This is a genomic window from Paraburkholderia dipogonis (assembly GCF_042680985.1).
Taxonomy (GTDB): domain Bacteria; phylum Pseudomonadota; class Gammaproteobacteria; order Burkholderiales; family Burkholderiaceae; genus Paraburkholderia; species Paraburkholderia phytofirmans.
In genome coordinates this window covers 55451-74841 of sequence record NZ_JBHUFR010000030.1, presented here as the reverse complement: position 1 = coordinate 74841, position 19391 = coordinate 55451, and the positions used below count along the sequence as shown (strand labels likewise).

Here is a 19391-nt window from a genome sequence, read left to right as displayed (position 1 = left end):
GCTGGCCCGAACCGGAAATCAGTAATCCACGAGTTGATGCTCGCGCAAATACGCCAGAATCACTTGTGCTTTTTCGACAGAACTTCCTTCAATTACGACGCTGCCGCCCCGGCTCTCGGTCGTCGTGGCCGAAAGCATGCGGGCGTGGCCGGAGCGCTTTTCGGCCGCGGCGAGCCGCACCGGCTTGGCGGCCGCCGGGCGCACGGTCCAGGCAAGGTTGTCGGGATTCGCGGCGGCGGGCGTCGCGACCGGGCGAATCGTGCCTTCGCGCAGGCGCGCATAGGCGTACGTCGGCGCGGCGTTGGCGAGCGGATGCACGGCGATCAGCGCGGGCAGCCGCACTTCCACGCGACGGCGCAAACCCTTCGGCATGAATTGACGGACTTCCGCGCAACCGTCGCGCAGCGTGATGTCGACGGCGGCGCCGACCAGCGGCATTTCCAGCGCGCCGGCGATGCGATACGGCAGCATGCCGCTGTCGAATGCGCCTTCAGCACGCGTGCCGGTCAGCACGAGGTCGTAGCCGCGCAGACGCGCGGCCAGCGGCGCCGCTGCATCGGCTTGCAAGTCAGGCGTCGTGGCGATTTCGAGCACTTCGACTGAGCGAGCTCCGAGCGCAAGATATTCCTTCAACGCGGGGTTAGACGGATCGCCTGCATGCAACACGTCGAGCGTTGCGTTGTGCGTTCGGGCAAGCGAGAGCGCGAGAGTCAGCGCGGCGGCATCGTTGCGGCTGTAGCGCGCGGTGCCGCTCACCGGATGACGGCCCACGGAAACGAGGACGGCGATCTTCATGCGAGCGCTCCTTCGGTGACAGCCGTTGAATTCAGCAGCGCCGCACCGGTTCCGCGTGCGGAGCGCGCCGCGGCCGCCGCTTCGTTGAGTGCCGCGATGGTTTCCTGTGCGTCCGCGATCACCGTGAGATTCGCGCGTTTGGCGATCGGCGCACTGGCGTCGAGGTTCACCGCGATCACATGCCGGCAATCCTTGATGCCTTGCAGATGCTGCACCGCGCCGGAGATGCCGAAGGCGATATACACGCTCGCCTCGACGGTCTTGCCGGTCGCGCCGATCTGCTTGTCGCGGGTGAACTTGCCGTCGTCCACGGCCACGCGGCTCGCGCCTATCGCTGCGCCGAGCGTGTTTGCAAGGCGCTCGAACGCCGGCACGTCGCTCACGCCGTTGCCGGCCGAGACGATGAAGTCGGCTTCTTCGAGCGCGAGTTGCGCGGCGTCGATTTCCTCGATGCCGAGATCGCGTACAGCGCCTTGGCCTTGCTGCGAAGCGGGATCTCCGTCGAAACGCCACATCACCCGTTCGCCCGCGCCAATGAACGGCAACTTCGGATCCACCGCATTGGCCGCGAGCAATACCACTTCAGGCAAGGCGCGCGCCGCGAACGCTGTATTCGCCTGAACATAGCTGGCCACATGCGCGGCATCGATCTCCACGACATGCGCCGCGACACTTGCATTCGCGGCGGCGGCGTAACGCCGGCCCAGATCGCCGTCTCCGGTTGCGTTATCCGGCAGGAAAATATGCACCGGCGCGTAAGCCGCGACGCACGCAGCCAGCGCGTTCAATTCGTCCAGCGGCGCAAACTTGCGGCGATCGAACATCGGCAACTCGATCAGTTTGTCGGCGCCGAGCGTGGCGGCATCGCCGCTGAACTCGCCGAATACCAGCAATACGACTTCGGTCGCGGCGTCGGCTATCAAGGCCGCTGCCGCCAACGTCTGGCGTGCGTGATCGTCCAATGCGCCGCGGTCCGCATGCGCGGCCACGAGTATCACGCGCTGCGGCGCCGCCGTGGTGCGGCGCGCTTTGGCGTGTTCGCGGTGTAAGGCGCCGCCGTACGTGGCCGTTTCTATTGACCCGGCAGCACCGATTACGCCGAGCGTGATGCGTTTGAGTCCGTCGGCCGTGATCGTGAACGGACGGCGCGGATCGATTCGTTTGAGAGTGTTCATCGCGTTACTCCAGCGCCGCTGCAACCAGTTCGGCGACGTCCAGCACTTCCGGACGCGGGCCGACCACGCCTTCGAGCATCGCCGTGCAATTCGGACAGCCCACCGCGACGATCTCCGCGCCGACGGTTTTCGCGTCGTCGATACGGATATCCGGAATACGCCGCTTGCCCGGAATATCGGTCAAGGGCGCGCCGCCGCCACCGCCGCAGCAACGTCCGCGCATGCCGTTACGCTCCATCTCCACGACCTTGATGCCGATGGTCTTCAACAGCTTGCGCGGCGCTTCGGTCTCACCGTTATAGCGGCCCAGATAGCACGGGTCGTGATACGTGATCTTGCGGTCCGCGAAGGCGGCGACCGCGCGCGGCGTCAGCTTGCCGCTCGCGACCAGTTGCTCGATCAGCGCCGTGTGATGCTGCACTTCGTAGAAACCGCCGAGCGCGCGATATTCATTGCGCAGGCTATGCAGCACGTGCGGATCGGCGGTGACGATCTTGCGGAACGAGTACTGCGAGAGCGTGCCGATCAGCTTCAGCGCGAGTTGCTGGAAGGTGGCTTCATCGCCGAGACGCCGCGCCGTGTCGCCGGTATCGGTTTCCACACCGCCCAGCACCGCGTAGTCGATGCCCGCGCGATTCAGCACTTTGACCAACGCGCGCAGCGTGCGTTGATAGCGCATGTCGAACGCGCCTTCGCCGGCAATCAGCAGCACGTCCACCGGACGTCCCGGCTGCGCGACCTGCACCTGCAGATCGACGGCCCAGTCGTAGCGCGCGCCGATGTCGTAGCCGTTCGAGCTGCCCGTCTCGCGCAGGTTGGCAAGCGTGATCGGGCCTTTGCCCGGCACACTGCCTTCCACCAGCGTCTGATTGCGGCGCATATCCACGATCGCGTCGACGTGTTCGATCAGCATCGGGCATTCCTGCACGCACGCGCGGCAGGTCGTGCAGGACCACAGCGTGTCCGCTTCGATCATCGTCGAGATGAGTGGCTTGTCGGGCGCGCCGGCATGCTTGCCGACCGGAATGCCCGGCGTGGGACTGCCCGCGTATTGCGCGTCCGTGCCGCCCACCATGCCGGTGACCAGATCCTGAATCAGCTTCTTCGGATTGAGCGGCTGACCGGCGGCGAACGCGGGACAGGCCGCTTCGCACTTGCCGCACTGCACGCACGCATCGAAACTGAGCAACTGATTCCAGCGAAACTCGACCGGCTTGCCGACACCGTATTCTTTCGCGTCGAGCAGCGGCGCTTTCAATGCGGTCGGCGGCACCACGTCGGTGTCATTGCGCTCGGCAAAACGCTCCTGGCGCGGATGAAACGCAAGGTGCAGCAGACCGGCGAGCGCATGCTTCATCGGCCCGCCGCGCGCCGCGCCGAACGTCATCGCGAACGCACCCGCCGCGATCAGCAGCGCGACGATGATCGCCAGCGCGCCCGACATCGCGCCAGCCGGCAACGCGACGAAGAGCGCGAGACCGAGTGCGAACGAACCGAGCAACAACGGCAAATGATCCCAAGGTCCGCGCGAGAGCCTGGCCGGCACCGCTTTCGCGCCGTGGCGACGGCGCCAGACGAACACCGCGCCGACCAGCATCACGAGCGCCGCGAGGAAGATCAGCTTGTCGAGCCACGGCGAATAGATCGCCAGCCCATAGTTGACGAACACCAGCGCCATCGCGAGGATCGCGCCGCCCGCGGTCGCCACGTGCGTTTTGGCGATGTACGGATCGCGTGCCACCACGTGATGCAGATCCACGAAGTAGCGCTTGGGAATCGACAGCAGATTGGTCCAGCCGTACGCGCCCGCCGCCGTCGCGCGGCCCTCGCGCCAATACGCGGCGCGTTTGAGGAGCGCGAACGCCAGACCAGCCACCGACAACCACAGCAGGACGGTGATGACAAACACGGGGCTCATCGTCAGAAATCCTTGCAAAGGCGCAGCGCGTCGTAGATCGCGCCGTGAATGTTGTGCATGGAAATGCAGTCGCCGACACGGAACAGCAGGAAGCGGCCATTGCCGAGTTCTTCGCTCAAAGACGGTTGCGGCTCGGAGGCGAACAGCTTATGCACGTCCACCTGACCGAGATTGACCGACTCCGGCTTGAGCTTCCAGTACAACTCGTCGTTCGGCGTGCTGCCGTTCTCGATCACCACTTGATCCACCGCGCGCTCTTCCTGCTCCTCGGTGTACTCGTTGCGGATCACGGCGATTTTCTTGCCGTCTTCCTCGTAGACCTTGTCGAGCCAGTAGTTCGGCGTGTGGATCACGCCTTGCGCGTAGAGCCGGCGATAGAAAATCGGGAACGTGGTGCCGCCTACGTCGTCGGCGACCTTCACGTCGGGCGTCACAATCTCGACGTTCGAACCGCGGCTCGACATGAAATCGGCCACGCCCGCGCCGGCATGCGTGCTGACGCCGTCGTACACCAGCACGTTCTTGCCCGGCTCGACCTTGCCCGAAAGCACATCCCACGAACTCACGGCAAGCCCTGTATCGACGCCCCATGCCGCCACTTGCGATGTGAACGCCGAGCCGCCCGTGGCAAGCACCACAATGTCCGGCTTTTCGGCCATGATGGCTTTCTCGTCGGCGGCGACACCGAGGCGCCGGTCCACACCGAGACGCTTCGTTTCCATGTCGAACCAGCGCACGATGCCCGCCATCTGTTCGCGTTGCGGCGCTTTCGCGGCCAGCATGATCTGTCCGCCGACGTAGTCGTTCTTCTCGAACAGCACCACGTCGTGACCGCGCGACTTTGCCACGCGTGCCGCTTCGAGTCCCGCCGGACCCGCGCCGACCACGACGACCTTGCGCTTCGGCCCGCGCGTTTTGGCGATCACGTGCGGCATCGTTTCTTCACGCGAGGTCGCGGCGTTCTGCACGCACAGCACGTCGAGTCCGTTGTACTGGCGGTCGATGCAATAATTCGCGCCGACGCATTGCTTGATTTCGTCCTCGCGGCCATCGCGGATCTTGATGACCATATGCGGATCCGCAATCTGCGCGCGCGTCATGCCGACCAGATCGACCATGCCGCTGGCGAGCAGGCGCTCGGCCTGGCCCGCGTCGCGAATGCTTTGCGCGTGCATGACGGGCAGCTTCACCACCGACTTGATGCCGGCCGCCAGATGCACGAACGGTTCGGGCGGCAGCGCCATCGGCGGCATGCAGTTGGCCAGCGTGTTATGCGTGTCCGCGCCCGAGCCGATCACACCGAGGTAATCGATCAGGCCTGTCTCACTCATGGCCTGGGCGATTTCCTTCAGTTGTTCGTGATCGAGCCCGTCTTCATGGAACTCGTCGCCGCACATGCGCAAGCCAACGCAGAAGTCCGCGCCGACTGCTTCACGCACGGCCTTCAATACTTCCGTGCCGAAACGCAGGCGGTTTTCGAGCGAGCCGCCCCATTCGTCGGTGCGGAAGTTGGTGCGCGGGCTCCAGAACTGATCGATCAGATGCTGGTGCGCCGCCGAGATTTCCACGCCATCCATGCCCGCGTCTTTCACGCGCTTCGCAGCCGCCGCGAAATCGCTGATGATGCGGCGGATTTCCTCGACTTCGATGATCTTGGCGTTGCCGCGATGCACCGGCTCACGCACGCCGGACGGCGACATCAGATGCGGCCAATGCTCGCCGTGAAACGCCGAGCGGCGTCCCATGTGCGTGGCCTGAATCATGATTTTCGCGCCGTGCGTGTGCATCGCTTCGGCGAGCCGCGCGAGCGGATCGATGATCTTGTCGGTCGACAGATTCACCGACTTCCACCAGCCTTGCGGGCTGTCGATCGACACCGGACTCGAGCCGCCGCATACTGCGAGGCCGACGCCGCCCTTGGCCTTCTCTTCGTAGTAACGGATATAACGGTCGCCGGGCAGGCCGCCCGGTTCCGCATAGACCTCCGCGTGCGCGGTACTGACGATGCGGTTGCGCAAGGTCAGCTTGTTCAGCGTGAGAGGCTTGAAAAGGTTCGGGTAACGCATCGCGATCGACCTCGGAATGGAGTGCTTTTTTGCGCTGTGCTGTGCGCGGTCAGGAAGCCAGCGGCGATACTTCGAACACGCAGTGGTCGTGATGCTCGGCCGCGCATTGCGCTTCTCTCGAATGCGACGGCGGGCCCTTGCGCGACGCGTCCGGCGCGGTGTCGTTGACCCAGTCCATCGCGCCCGCGAACCAGCCGGCGAACATGTAGCACAGCTTGCCGACCTTGCCCGGCTGTGCCAGCACGAACGACGAGTGATGCAGTTCGATGCGCGCATGCGAGCTCGACGGATCGGCTTCGGTGATCCTGAAGATGCCCCAGCCGCGCTGCGAAAGACGCTTCAGGTAGTGCTCGAATACCGCCATGCCGGCAAGGCCGTGCTGCTTCGCTTCCTTGTCGCACCAGAAATACGCCGACTTGTAGCCGGCTTTGTAGAGAATCTCGGCATACGTATCGAGGCCGAGCGCTTCTTCCACGGCGGTGTGGTTGTTGGTGAAGAAATGGCGCGGCACATACAGCATGGGCAGCGCGTCGGTGGTCCAGACGCCGGTGTTCGCATCGACGTCGATAGGCAGTTGGGGTTGCATGTGGAGACTCCGTTTCTTATGTGTGCGAGTGAGGTTTCGTCAGCGCTGGAACGTCACACCTTCCAGACTTCGCCGAACACCCGTACCCAGTTTTCACCCATGATCTTCTTGATGCGCGTTTCGCTCCAGCCTGCGCGCTCCATGGCGGCCGTCAGATTCGGAAACTCGCCGATCGTGCGGATGCCTTCCGGATTCACCACCTTGCCGAAGTTCGTCAATTGACGATAACGGCCCTTGTCGTGCGTGATCCAGTCGAAGAACTCGGTGCTGTAGCCTTGCGTGAAATCGGTGCCGATGCCGACCTGATCTTCACCAATCAGATTCACCACATACTCGATCGCTTCGATATAGTCTTCGACGGTCGCGTCCGCGCCGCGCTTGAGAAACGGCGCGAACATCGTCACGCCGACGAAACCGCCCGCGTCCGCGATCTCTTTCAGTTGCTCGTCGCTCTTGTTGCGCGGATGCTCTTTCAGCCCCGACGGGCAGCAATGCGAGTAGCACACCGGTTTGTTCGAAGCCGCGATCGCCTCAGAAGAAGTCTTGCCGCCCACGTGCGAGAGATCGACCATGATGCCGACGCGGTTCATCTCCTGGATCACTTCGCGGCCGTAGCCCGAGAGACCGCCGTCGCGCTCATAGCAACCGGTGCCCACGAGGTTCTGCGTGTTGTAGCAAAGTTGCACCACGTTCACGCCGAGGTCCTTGAACGCCTCGATATAGCCGAGGTTGTCCTCGAAAGCGTGCGCGTTCTGGAAGCCGAAAATGATGCCTGTCTTGTTCTCCTTCTTCGCGCGCAAAATGTCGTCCGTGGTGCGCACGAGCGTGAGGATCTCGCCGTACTCGCGAATCTGCTGCTTCATTTCGGCGATGTTGTCGACGGTCTTCTGGAAGCTTTCCCAGACCGAGACCGTGCAATTCACCGCGGTCACGCCGCCCTTGCGCATGTCTTCGAACACTGAGCGCTCGAACTTCGAAATGTTCAGACCGTCGATGATGATGCTGTTGTCGTGCAATGTGCTCATCGTTTGCTCCAGGCGTACTCAGTAGATGGGAAAGCGTTCGCACAGCGCGAAAATCTCGCGGCGCACGCGTTGTTCGGTGGCGGCATGGCCTTCGGGATGATCGCGCAGCGCGTCGAGCACCTCGACGATCAGCCGGCCGATTTCGCGGAACTCGCTGACGCCGAAGCCGCGCGTGGTGCCCGCGGGCGTGCCCAGGCGAATGCCGGAAGTGACCGTCGGCTTCTCGCTATCGAAGGGAATACCGTTCTTGTTGCAGGTGATGCCCGCTCGTTCCAGGGCCTGCTCGACCTGATTGCCTTTGAGGCCCTTCGGCCGCAGATCGACCAGCAGCAGATGGTTGTCCGTGCCGCCCGTGACCAGATCGACGCCGCCTGCCTTGAGCACTTCGCCGAGCGCCTGCGCATTGGCGAGCACGCTGTCGATATACGTCTTGAAGCCCGGTTCCAGCGCCTCGCCGAACGCGACCGCCTTGCCGGCGATCACATGCATCAGCGGGCCGCCCTGCAAGCCGGGAAATACGGCGGAGTTGATCTTCTTCGCGATGTCTTCGTCGTTCGTCAACACAAAGCCGCCGCGCGGGCCGCGCAGTGTCTTGTGCGTGGTCGACGTGACCACGTGTGCGTATTCCACCGGGTTCTGATGGCGACCCGCCGCGATGATGCCGGCGATGTGCGCCATATCCACCATCAACTTTGCGCCGACGCTGTCGGCGATCGCGCGCAGCCGTGCAAAATCCAGCGCTCGCGGATAAGCCGAGAAGCCCGCGATCAGCAGCGCGGGTTGATGCTGCTGCGCGAGTTCCTCGATCTGCTCGTAGTCGATCAGCATCGTGTCGCGATTCACGCCGTACTGCACCGCGTTGAACCACTTGCCGGACATGGCCGGCTTGGCCCCGTGCGTGAGGTGGCCGCCCGCGTCGAGCGACATGCCGAGCACGGTGTCGCCCGGCTTCACCAGCGCGAGCATCACTGCGCCGTTCGCCTGCGCGCCGGAGTGCGGCTGCACGTTGGCGAATTTCGCGTTGAAGAGTTGCTTGATGCGATCGAGCGCCAGCGTTTCGACCACGTCGGCGTATTCGCAACCGCCGTAGTAACGCTTTCCCGGATAGCCTTCCGCATACTTGTTGGTCAGCACCGAGCCCTGCGCTTCGAGCACCGCGCGCGACACGATGTTTTCCGACGCGATCAGTTCGACTTGCGACTGCTGGCGCTCGAGCTCTTTCAGAATGGCGCCGCGCACCGCCGTGTCGCGCGTGGCGAGCGTTGCTTCGAAGAAAGGATTCGGGTTCGACATGGAAGGTCCGTGGAGTCGTTGACGGAAAGCCGGAAGCCGCGTCTGGGCTTTGCTTCGCCCCTGCAGCTACCGGTGTGCATTGCGTCTATTCTTGACGCTTGCCTCGCCGGTCAATTTATGAATTCAGACGCGTTCTTTGCCTTTTCCGCCATACACGTCCTTTTTTCACAAGTCGGCGCTAACGCGCTCTCTCCACCTGCCGAACGATCGTGCTGAACTCGCGCCCATGTTGCACTGCACGCGTACCTCGTGCGCGCTTCGGGTGCGCAAGCAGACCGCTACGGCGCCGTCGTGGTGCCATTTGTCTAGCTATCCGAGCCGAAGACGGGCCAACCGAGGGTTTAGCCTGATGGCACGGTAGTTGCCCTAGTCCTCAAAATTGAAGAAGTCGCTGCTCCCCACGGCGACGTGACATTACAGATTCGAAGGAATCATTCCTCTCATGTCCACCGATCGCACGGCGTCGTTGTCGCATTTCGCATTCATGCCGGTTCCCAACTTCACCATGATTGCGTTCACCAACGCTATTGAAGTCCTGCGCATGGCGAACTACCTCACGGGCCAAACGCTTTACCGCTGGTCGATCGTGAGTCCGGACGGCGGCCCGGTCATGGCCAGCAATGGTTTGTCGGTCGACACGGGGCCGGTCGAATGTGTCGGCCAGCCGGACATCGTGTTCGTGGTCGGCGGCATCGACGTGCAACGCGCCACCACGCCGGCCCATCTTTCTGCACTGCGCCGCTTCGCCCGGCTCGGCTGTGTGCTCGGCAGCCTGTGCACCGGCACCTATGCGCTGGCGCGCGCCGGTTTGCTGGCCGGTTATGCGTGCGCGATTCACTGGGAGAACATGTCGGCGCTCAAGGAAGAGTTTCCCGACACGCGCTTTCTGAAAGAACTGTTCGTGGTGGACCGCGATCGCGTGACATGCACGGGCGGTGTCGCGCCGCTCGACATGATGCTGAACCTGATCGCGCCGCGCGTGGGCACGGCACGCGTTACGCAGATCGCCGAGCAATTCATCGTCGAACATGTGCGCGATACCAGCGCGCAACAGAAAATGCCGCTGGTGGCGCGGCTCGGCTCGGCCAACAAGTCGCTCTTCGAAGTGATCTCGCTGATGGAGAACAATATCGAAGAGCCGCTCTCGCGCGAAGAACTGGCGCGGCTCGCCGGCATGTCGCAACGACAATTGCAGCGTTTGTTCCGCGAACATCTGGGCATGACGCCGACGCATTACTACCTGACCCTGCGCTTGCGGCGCGCGCGCGAGTTGCTGCTGCAAACGGATATGTCGATCATGCACATCACGATGGCATGCGGATTTCAGTCGGCGTGCCACTTCTCGAAGAGCTATCGCGACGCGTTCGGCACGGCGCCGACGCGTGAACGACGCAAGCAGGCGCCGTCGCTCGCTGCGGTGCCGGTGCTGGCGGCCTGAGGCGGCTGATCGCTTGACAGGTTGAATACGCGGCCATAAAAAGAAACGCGTTGAGCGGTTCTCCGTTCAACGCGTTTTTTTTGTAGCGCTGCGCGAGACTGCGCATGCAGTCCCGCCGCCACCTCATGGCGCGATCAAGCCGCCTTCAACAACCCGTGCGGATCGATCACAAACTTCTTCGGCGCGCCGCCATCGAACTGGCGATAGCCATCAGGCGCCTGGTCGAGCGACACCACGGTCACGTTGACGATATCCGCAATCGGCAAGCGATCCCACAAGATCGCCTGCATGAGATTGTGGTTGTACTTCATCACCGGCGTCTGTCCGGTATGGAACGAGTGCGACTTGGCCCAGCCCAGACCGAAGCGGATGCTCAGGCTGCCTTTGCGCGCGGCGGCATCGGTGGCGCCCGGATCGTCCGTGACGTACAGACCCGGAATGCCGATCGCGCCCGCGGCCCGCGTGATTTCCATCAGCGAGTTGAGCACGGTGGCCGGCGCTTCCTCGTGCGAACCGCTGCTACCGTGGCCATGCGCTTCGAAGCCGACGCAGTCGACCGCGCAGTCCACTTCGGGCTTGCCGAGAATCTGCTCGATCTGCTCGCCGAGCGTGGCGTCCTTCGACAGATCGATGGTCTGAAAGCCCATCTTGCGCGCGTGCGCGAGACGCTCCTCGTTCATGTCACCGACGATCGTGCAGGCCGCGCCCAGCAAACGCGCCGAAGCGGCAGCCGCCATGCCCACCGGACCCGCGCCCGCGATATACACGGTAGCGCCGGGCTTCACGCCGGCCATCACCGCGCCGTGATAGCCGGTCGGCAAAATGTCGGACAGACACGTAAGGTCGCGGATTTTCGCCATGGCCTGCGCATGGTCGGGGAATTTCAGCAGGTTGAAGTCGGCGTACGGCACCAGTACGTATTCGGCCTGGCCGCCGATCCAGCCGCCCATGTCCACGTAACCATACGCGCCGCCCGCGCGCGACGGATTCACGTTCAGACACACGCCGGTATGTTGCGCCTTGCAGGTCGGACAGCGTCCGCAGGCCACGTTGAACGGCACCGAGACGAGATCGCCGACCTTCAGCGTTTCCACGTCCCGGCCCACCTCGATCACCTCGCCGGTAATCTCATGGCCTAGCACGAGGCCGACTTCGGCGGTCGTGCGGCCGCGCACCATGTGCTGATCCGAGCCGCAAATATTCGTGCTCACCACCTTCAGGATCACGCCGTGACCGATCGACCGGCCACGCGGATCGACCATCTTCGGAAAGTCGATCGACTGCACTTCCACCTTGCCCTGCCCTAGATACACGACGCCGCGATTGCTGCTCATTGTCTGTCTCCATGTCTGTGAGCGGCGCGCCCGGTTCACCCGGTTCGCCCAGTCCGTTTAAGCACGCCGTTCAACGAGGGTAGCGCCCAGTGAACCGAGCGCATGTGCCGAACGCGACATAGGTTTGGCCGGAACCGACACGGCGGCCGCAGCCCTTGTCCACGCTGATGCACTTGGCTTTTTATTGATTGACCGTTCAATATAAAAAAACTACCATGGCCGTTCGAATCCATTTGAGCGGGCCGCTTTCGTCTTCGGCAGTCCGCCTGGAACCAACCACAGCAACCCCAGCTATTAGCGCCCGCACCATGCCCAAGCTCGGAATGCGCGAAATCCGCCGCGCGCAGTTGATCGACGCCACGCTCCACACGATCGACCAGACCGGTCTCGCGGGCGCCACGCTGGCTTCGGTGGCGCAGCGCGCGAGCATTTCCACCGGCATCGTCAGCCACTATTTCGGCGACAAGGACGGCTTGCTCGAAGCCACCATGCGTCACGTGCTGCGCGATCTGTGGCAGGCCACGTCGCGCCGGCGCCGTGCGGCGAGAGCTGACCCGCGTTCGAAGTTACGCGCGGTGGTCGCCGCGAATTTCGACGCCGAGCAGACCAGCGGCCCGGTCATGAAAACCTGGCTCGCGTTCTGGTCCGAGAGCATGCACAAGCCGCCATTGCGGCGGCTGCAGTACGTGAACACGCGCCGCCTGAACTCGAATCTGTGCGCGGATTTTTCCAAAGCCATGCCGCGTGCCGCGGCGCGCCGTGCGGCGAGCGGCCTCGCCGCGCTGATCGATGGCTTGTGGCTGCGCGGCGCGCTCTCGGGCGAGCCCTTCGACACCAAAGCCGCGCTGCGCGTGGCCAACGACTATATCGATCTGGTCCTCGCCTCGCGCGAGTAAGCACGTAGCCGGACCGGCGACATCTTCAGAAAGGAGCAAGTCATGGCGGTATTCGCAACGCAACGTCTCTATATCGGCGGAGGCTATGTCGACGCCACCAGTGGCGAAACCTTCGACACGCTCGACCCCGCCACCGGCGAAACGCTCGCGAGCGTGCAGCAGGCCGCGGCGGCCGACGTCGATCGCGCCGTACGATCCGCACAGCAAGGCCAACGCGAATGGGCTGCGCTCACGGCCATGCAGCGGTCGCGCATTCTGCGCCGCGCCGTCGAGCTTCTGCGCGAGCGCAACGACGAACTCGCCGCGCTCGAAACGCGCGACACCGGCAAGCCGATTGCTGAAACCCTCGCGGTGGATATCGTCACCGGCGCGGACGTGATCGAGTACTACGCGGGGCTCGCCACTGCGATCGAGGGACAGCAGATTCCGCTGCGGCCCACGTCGTTCGTCTATACGCGGCGTGAGCCGCTCGGCGTTTGCGCGGGCATCGGCGCATGGAACTACCCGATCCAGATTGCGTGCTGGAAGTCGGCGCCCGCGCTCGCGGCCGGCAACGCAATGATCTTCAAGCCGAGCGAGATCACGCCACTGTCGGCGCTGAAACTCGCCGAGATCTATACCGAAGCCGGCGTGCCCGCAGGCGTGTTCAATGTCGTGCAAGGCGACGGACGCGTCGGCGCGATGCTCGCCGCGCATCCGGACATCGAGAAAATTTCATTCACCGGCGGCGTGGAAACGGGCAAGAAGGTGATGTCGATGGCGGGCGCGTCGTCGCTGAAAGAAGTGACGATGGAACTTGGCGGCAAGTCGCCCCTGCTCGTGTTCGACGACGCCAACCTGGAACGCGCCGCCGACATCGCCATGAGCGGCAACTTCTTCAGCTCCGGCCAAGTGTGCACCAACGGCACGCGCGTGTTCGTGCAACGCGGCGTGCTCGAACGTTTCGAGGCCCTGGTGCTGGAACGCGTCAAGCGCATTCGCGTGGGCGCGCCCACCGACGCCGCCACCAACTTCGGCCCGCTGGTGAGCGCCGCGCAATTGCAGAAGGTGCTGGGCTACATTGAAAGTGGCAGGCAGGAAGGCGCGCGGCTCGTGGCAGGCGGCAAGCGTCTCACCGAGGGCCATTTCGCAAATGGCCAGTACGTCGAGCCGACCGTGTTCGCCGACTGCCGTGACGACATGCGCATCGTCCGCGAAGAAATCTTCGGGCCGGTGATGAGCATTCTCGTTTTCGACGACGAAGACGAAGCCGTCGCGCGCGCGAACCACACCGCTTATGGTCTTGCCGCGGGCGTCGTCACAGAGAACTTGGCGCGTGCGCATCGCGTGATTCATCGTCTGGAAGCGGGTATCTGCTGGATCAATACGTGGGGCGAGTCGCCCGCGGAAATGCCGGTGGGCGGCTACAAGCAGTCAGGCGTAGGCCGCGAAAACGGCATCACCACGCTCGAGCACTACACGCGCATCAAGTCCGTGCAGGTCGAACTCGGCCCCTATCAACCGGTGTTCTAAGGAGAGCGCGCGATGGCTGCGAACGAATACGACTACATCATCGTGGGCGCGGGTTCGGCGGGCAACGTGCTCGCTTCGCGCCTCACCGAAGACGCGGACGTCACCGTGCTGCTGCTGGAAGCGGGCGGCCCCGACTATCGCTTCGACTTCCGCACGCAGATGCCGGCCGCGCTCGCCTTTCCGCTACAGGGACGCCGCTATAACTGGGCGTACGAAACGGACCCCGAGCCGCATATGAACAACCGGCGCATGGAATGCGGGCGCGGCAAGGGGCTCGGCGGATCGTCGCTGATCAACGGCATGTGCTATATCCGCGGCAATGCGCTCGATTACGACGGCTGGGCCACGCACGCCGGTCTGGAAAACTGGACCTATCTGGATTGCCTGCCGTATTTCCGCAAGGCCGAAACGCGCGATGCCGGAGCGAACGCGTACCACGGCGGCGACGGTCCCGTGCACGTGACCACCAGCAAGCCCGGCAACAATCCGCTCTTCGCGGCGATGGTCGAAGCCGGCGTGCAAGCCGGCTTTCCACGCACCGACGATCTGAACGGCTATCAGCAGGAAGGCTTCGGCCCGATGGATCGCACGGTCACGGCGAACGGCCGGCGCGCCAGCACGGCGCGCGGTTATCTGGATCGTGCGAAGGCGCGGCAGAATCTCATCATCGTCACGCATGCCGTGACGGATCGCGTGCTGTTCTCGGGCAAGCGCGCGGTCGGCGTCGCGTATCTGCATCATGGCAATGCGGTGAACGCGCTGGCGCGCCGCGAGGTGCTGGTGTGCAGCGGCGCGATTGCGTCGCCGCAATTGTTGCAGCGCTCGGGCGTGGGCCGCTCCACATGGCTGCGCGAACTCGACGTGCCGCTCGTCCACGATCTGCCTGGTGTCGGCGAAAACTTGCAGGACCATCTGGAGATGTACATCCAGTACGAGTGCAAGGAGCCTGTTTCGCTTTATCCGGCGTTGCAGTGGTGGAATCAACCGGCTATTGGACTCGAATGGATGCTCAAAGGCACGGGCATCGGCGCGAGTAATCAGTTCGAAGCCGGCGGCTTCATCCGCACGCGCGACGACGATCTGTGGCCCAACATTCAGTATCACTTCCTGCCGGTCGCGATCAATTACAACGGTTCGAACGCCATCAAGATGCACGGTTTTCAGGCGCACGTCGGTTCAATGCGCTCGCCAAGTCGCGGCCGCGTGAAGCTCACGTCGCGCGATCCGAACGCGCATCCGAGCATCCTGTTCAACTACATGGCCGATCCGCTCGACTGGCGCGAGTTCCGCGACGGCATTCGCATCACGCGCGAGATCATGCGGCAACCGGCGCTCGACCGTTATCGCGGCCGCGAACTGAATCCCGGCGCGGAACTGACTACCGACGAACAGCTCGACACGTTCGTGCGCATGCGGGCTGAGACGGCGTTTCATCCGTCGTGTTCGTGCAAGATGGGCTATGACGACATGGCCGTGGTCGATAACGAGGGCCGTGTGCACGGCATGGATGCGCTGCGCGTGGTGGATGCGTCGATCATGCCGCGCATCACGACGGGCAATCTGAACGCGCCGACCATCATGCTGGCCGAGAAGATCGCCGACCGGATTCGTGGACGCGAACCGCTGGCGCGGGTGGACACGCCCTACTTCGTGGCGAATGGCGTGGCGTCGAGAAAACGGGCGACCGCGACGGTTTGACCTGACGCCTTTGTTCGCGCATAAGATTTTCTTTACCCTCGCGCAACTTATCGTCGATTGTCAGTGTCTGGCAAAAGCCGGATAGTGCGGCCTCGAGGCGTTTCAAAGAACCTTTTGGAGCGCCTCTGCCGACAGACATTCAAGGAAACGCGAGAGATGAAGTTGAAAGCCCTCTGCCTCACGGCAACCGTGGCCTTTGCGTTGGCCGCTCCCATGTGCCACGCAGCCGATGCCACGCAAGACAGCATCAAACATACGGTCGACGCGGCGATCCAGCCGCTCATGGCGAAAGACCGCATTCATGGCATGGCGGTCGGTGTCATCGTCGGGGGCAAGCCTTATGTGTACAACTATGGCGTGGCGTCCACGGAAACCGGCAAGCCCGTTACGCGCGACACGCTGTTCGAACTCGGCTCGATCAGCAAGACCTTCACGGCGACGCTGGCTTCGTATGCGCAGGTCAGCGGCGATCTTTCCCTGTCGGATACGACGAGCAAATATTTGCCTGTTCTTCAGGGCAGCCGGTTCGGCAACGTGAAGCTGGTCAATCTGGGCACGCATACGCCCGGTGGGCTGCCCTTGCAGGTGCCGGACGAAATCCATAACAACGACCAACTCATGCAGTATTTCAAGGCATGGCAGCCCAGTTGCGCGCCGGGCACGTGCCGGACTTACGCCAATCCGGGCATCGGCGCGCTCGGATTGATCACCGCAAAAAGCATGGGGCAGGATTTCACGGCGTTGATGGAACAGCGCATGTTTCCCGCGTTGGGGTTGAAGAACAGCTATATCGACGTCCCGACAGCACGGATCCCGGACTACGCGCAAGGCTACAGGAAAGACGGTGCGCCGATCCGTATGGCGCCCGGCGTGCTGTCAGCCGAAGCCTACGGCGTCAAATCCACCGCCGCCGACATGACGCACTTCATGCAGGCCAACATGAATCTGGTCCCACTCGACGCGAAACTGCAGCGCGCGATCACGGACACGCACACCGGTTACTTCAAGGCAGGCGTGCTGACCCAGGATCTGATCTGGGAGCAATACGCGTATCCGGTCCCGCTGAAGACATTGCTGGCGGGCAATTCATCGGCGATGGTCTTGAACGCGACGTCCGCGGTCGAAATCAAGCCGCCGCTCGCGCCTCGTTCAAACGTCTGGATCAACAAGACCGGTTCGACCAATGGCTTCGGCGCGTATGTGGCTTTCGTGCCCGAGAAGCAGTTGGGCATTGTGATGCTGGCCAACAAGAACTTCCCGAACGACGATCGGGTGGCTGCTGCTTATAAGATTCTGACGGCGCTTGCCGGGTCCGCGCATTGAATAGGGGCGACTCGATCATGAACAGCTTGCGTTGCGTGCCGCTGATCGTTGCGGTCCTCATCAATCTGCCGTCGGCCAATGCCGGCGAAAAGGCGCCCGGCGCCAAAGACACAGTGGTGCTTCAACGCGTCCCCATTCCGGGAACCGATCGCGAAATGGGCATGGGCATCGCCGAATTTCCACCGAATGCCGCCGAACCGAAGCACAAGGCGACCGGGCCGGAGCTCGCCTATGTACTCGAAGGTGAAGTCACGGTGCAGATCGAGGGCAGACCGGCGCAAGTCGTTCACGCCGGCGAGAGCTACCGGATGCCGGCAAATGTCGTTCACGTGACGAGCGCCGGACCGGCGGGCGCGAAAGTGCTGGCGACTTGGGCCTGGGTGCCTGGGAAGCCGTTTAATGTTCGCGCTCTGAATTGAACGACCAGGGGTGCAGTTCAATGGACTGCACCCTGAGCCACGCGCTCACTCCCGCGCCGGACTCAACACCCCCCGCGCATCCGTCTCAACCGCCTCCGACACCAGCGTCTCGAGCGCCAACCCGCGCGTCTCGATGCCCAAAATCCACACCGCCGCCGCCGCGATCACAAAACACATCGCGCCGAGCGAGAACACGCCGCCCTGGCCGAACATCGGCAACACCACGCCCACCACGTAAGGTCCGATCAGCGAACCTACTCGGCCGATCGCCGACGCGAAGCCCGAACCCGTCGCGCGCGCACCGGTCCCGTACAGTTCCGGCGTGTAGGTGTACAGCACCGCCCACATCGCGAAGAGGAAGAACTGCATGGCCAGCCCGGCGCAGATCAACAAGGTCGGCGTCTGAGCATGCAGCGCGGTTTGTCCATACACATAAGTCATCACCGCACTGCCCGCGAGCGACGCGATACAAGTCGGCTTGCGTCCCCAACGTTCGACCAGCCACGCCGCGCAAATAAACCCGGGAATCCCGCCGAGAGAAATCAGCACCGTGTACAGCACCGACTTCGTCACCGCAAAGCCTGCCTGCTGCATCAACGCGCCGAGCCATGACGTCAGCCCATAGAAACCGAGCAGCGCGAAGAACCACAGCGTCCACACCATGATCGTGCGACGCCGGTAAGCCATGCTCCAGATCTCGCGGAACGCCCCCGTGCCCTTGGCAGCCGGCGGTTCCGCGAGCATGACGGGCGCGCGCAACTGGCTCAGCCCGGCCGCTTTCATTACCTTCCCTTCGACCTCGGCGAGAATCTTGTCGGCTTCGCCGAAACGTCCGCGATGTTCGAGCCAGCGCGGCGATTCCGGCACGACGCGGCGCACGATCAACACGAATACAGCGGGAATCGCGAGCAGCGCAAACTCGGTGCGCCAGCCGAAGGTCGGCAAGACAAAGTACGACACCACGCCCGCAGTAATGAAGCCGAGCGGCCAGAAACCATCCATCAGCGCGATCAGACGGCCGCGCGACGCAGCCGGCACGAACTCCGACAACAACGTCTGCGCGATCGGAAACTCCATGCCCATGCCGAAGCCGAGCAGCACGCGATAAAAGATCAACGCTTCCACGCTGTGCGCAGTCGAGCACAGATACGACGCGAGCCCCCACAACACCATGCTCCACTGAAAGACAGGCCGCCGGCCGAAGCGGTCCGCCAGCAAGCCGGCAATTGCCGCGCCGATCACCATGCCGAAGAAACTCGCGCTGGCCACCAGCCCCGCCGTCGCGGTCGATAAGCCGAATTCCGTCTTGATCGAACCGAGCACGAAGGTCATCGTGCCGAGATCGACCGAATCGAAAAAGAACGCGATGGCGATGATGATGAAAATGGTCCGGTGATAACCGGAGAACGGCAGCCGTTCGAGTCGGGCGGCTGCGCTCGCGCGCGGCGGATAGGCGGTGGACATGTCATCCCCTGGTGGATGCGGCGCGTGCCGCGTGGGTACTCCTGAGTGTTTTCAGTAGAAGCCGACATAAATCGGCGACATAGAGGAAATACGTCATCGGGATGGAACGGGTGCGCCGTTCCGTGCGCGCGGATCGTGAGACTCAGGCCCGCAGACGCGCCCGCGCGGTGCTTGCAATGCGCGCGAGCGCCTCCGCGCTCAACCGTGCGGCGATCCGTTCGACGTATTCATGGTGACGCGCCTGCAACGGCGCGCCGAGTTGCTGCGCGAGGAGATAGCGGATCAGCGCAATGCGCCGATGCCGCAGCACGATGCTCTGATCGAGCAGCGCGAGCGCGGCATGGGCATCGCCTTCGTGGCACGCGCGCTCGGTGAGACGCGCGGTGGCTAGACGTGTCGACGTCATGGCGAATATCGAGGGATGAAACGCGCGAGCGGTTCGAACAGGA

Annotated in this window: 16 protein-coding genes; 6 read left to right on the top strand and 10 right to left on the bottom strand. The window is 63.4% G+C overall.

The features are described 5' to 3' along the window. Positions 1–18 precede the first annotated feature (18 nt). The 7 genes from ACFSNN_RS32635 to ACFSNN_RS32605 are packed head-to-tail and all read right to left on the bottom strand — an operon-like array spanning position 19 to position 8858. Positions 19–795: an electron transfer flavoprotein subunit beta/FixA family protein gene (locus ACFSNN_RS32635; protein WP_134464774.1), complete on the bottom strand. Its 777-nt coding sequence runs from the start codon at positions 793–795 to the stop codon at positions 19–21. Further along, positions 792–1970: an electron transfer flavoprotein subunit alpha/FixB family protein gene (locus ACFSNN_RS32630; RefSeq protein WP_134464776.1), complete on the bottom strand. Its 1179-nt coding sequence runs from the start codon at positions 1968–1970 to the stop codon at positions 792–794. The genes ACFSNN_RS32635 and ACFSNN_RS32630 overlap by 4 nt, the downstream gene beginning before the upstream one ends. Positions 1971–1974: 4 nt before the next feature. Beyond that, a complete protein-coding gene (locus tag ACFSNN_RS32625; protein WP_134464778.1) occupies positions 1975–3888 on the bottom strand; it encodes a (Fe-S)-binding protein in 1914 nt (637 codons plus the stop codon). A gap of 2 nt (positions 3889–3890) precedes the next feature. After that, entirely contained in the window at positions 3891–5954 is a 2064-nt protein-coding gene (locus ACFSNN_RS32620; protein WP_134464780.1) for an NADH:flavin oxidoreductase, read from the bottom strand. A gap of 49 nt (positions 5955–6003) precedes the next feature. After that, positions 6004–6540, bottom strand: coding sequence for a DUF5943 domain-containing protein (locus ACFSNN_RS32615; RefSeq protein WP_134464782.1), 537 nt, complete (start codon positions 6538–6540; stop codon positions 6004–6006). Between the two features lie 53 nt (positions 6541–6593). Beyond that, complete coding sequence (locus ACFSNN_RS32610) at positions 6594–7565, bottom strand: dipeptidase (RefSeq protein WP_134464784.1); 972 nt, start codon at positions 7563–7565, stop codon at positions 6594–6596. 18 nt (positions 7566–7583) lie between these two features. Then, the gene (locus tag ACFSNN_RS32605) at positions 7584–8858 is read right to left on the bottom strand and encodes a serine hydroxymethyltransferase (RefSeq protein WP_134464786.1); all 1275 of its coding nucleotides are present in this window, start codon (positions 8856–8858) and stop codon (positions 7584–7586) included. Between the two features lie 442 nt (positions 8859–9300). On the opposite strand from ACFSNN_RS32605, the gene ACFSNN_RS32600 reads away from it, so the two are divergent. Then, complete coding sequence (locus ACFSNN_RS32600) at positions 9301–10296, top strand: GlxA family transcriptional regulator (RefSeq protein ID WP_012426937.1); 996 nt, start codon at positions 9301–9303, stop codon at positions 10294–10296. 134 nt (positions 10297–10430) lie between these two features. Here ACFSNN_RS32600 and fdhA read toward each other — a convergent pair whose 3' ends face one another. After that, on the bottom strand, positions 10431–11630 hold the full coding sequence (fdhA, locus tag ACFSNN_RS32595) for a formaldehyde dehydrogenase, glutathione-independent (protein WP_134464788.1): 1200 nt from the start codon (positions 11628–11630) through the stop codon (positions 10431–10433). Positions 11631–11938: 308 nt separating this feature from the next. Between fdhA and betI the strand changes: the two genes are divergently transcribed. The 5 genes from betI to ACFSNN_RS32570 all read left to right on the top strand — a co-directional run bounded on the left by betI (position 11939) and on the right by ACFSNN_RS32570 (position 17478). Beyond that, complete coding sequence (gene betI / locus ACFSNN_RS32590) at positions 11939–12526, top strand: transcriptional regulator BetI (RefSeq protein WP_134464790.1); 588 nt, start codon at positions 11939–11941, stop codon at positions 12524–12526. A gap of 42 nt (positions 12527–12568) precedes the next feature. Then, the gene (gene betB / locus ACFSNN_RS32585; protein ID WP_134464792.1) at positions 12569–14038 is read left to right on the top strand and encodes a betaine-aldehyde dehydrogenase; all 1470 of its coding nucleotides are present in this window, start codon (positions 12569–12571) and stop codon (positions 14036–14038) included. Between the two features lie 12 nt (positions 14039–14050). After that, positions 14051–15736, top strand: a complete 1686-nt coding sequence (betA, locus tag ACFSNN_RS32580; RefSeq protein WP_134464794.1) for a choline dehydrogenase — start codon at positions 14051–14053, stop codon at positions 15734–15736. 156 nt (positions 15737–15892) lie between these two features. Beyond that, positions 15893–17059, top strand: a complete 1167-nt coding sequence (gene ampC / locus ACFSNN_RS32575; protein WP_134464796.1) for a class C beta-lactamase — start codon at positions 15893–15895, stop codon at positions 17057–17059. Positions 17060–17076: 17 nt separating this feature from the next. Further along, positions 17077–17478 (top strand): cupin domain-containing protein, encoded by a 402-nt coding sequence (locus tag ACFSNN_RS32570; protein ID WP_134464798.1) that lies wholly within the window; start codon positions 17077–17079, stop codon positions 17476–17478. Positions 17479–17523: 45 nt separating this feature from the next. Here ACFSNN_RS32570 and ACFSNN_RS32565 read toward each other — a convergent pair whose 3' ends face one another. Continuing rightward, positions 17524–18942, bottom strand: coding sequence for an MFS transporter (locus ACFSNN_RS32565; RefSeq protein WP_377689591.1), 1419 nt, complete (start codon positions 18940–18942; stop codon positions 17524–17526). Positions 18943–19084: 142 nt separating this feature from the next. Next, positions 19085–19348 (bottom strand): hypothetical protein, encoded by a 264-nt coding sequence (locus tag ACFSNN_RS32560; protein WP_134464802.1) that lies wholly within the window; start codon positions 19346–19348, stop codon positions 19085–19087. Between the last annotated feature and the right edge of the window lie 43 nt (positions 19349–19391).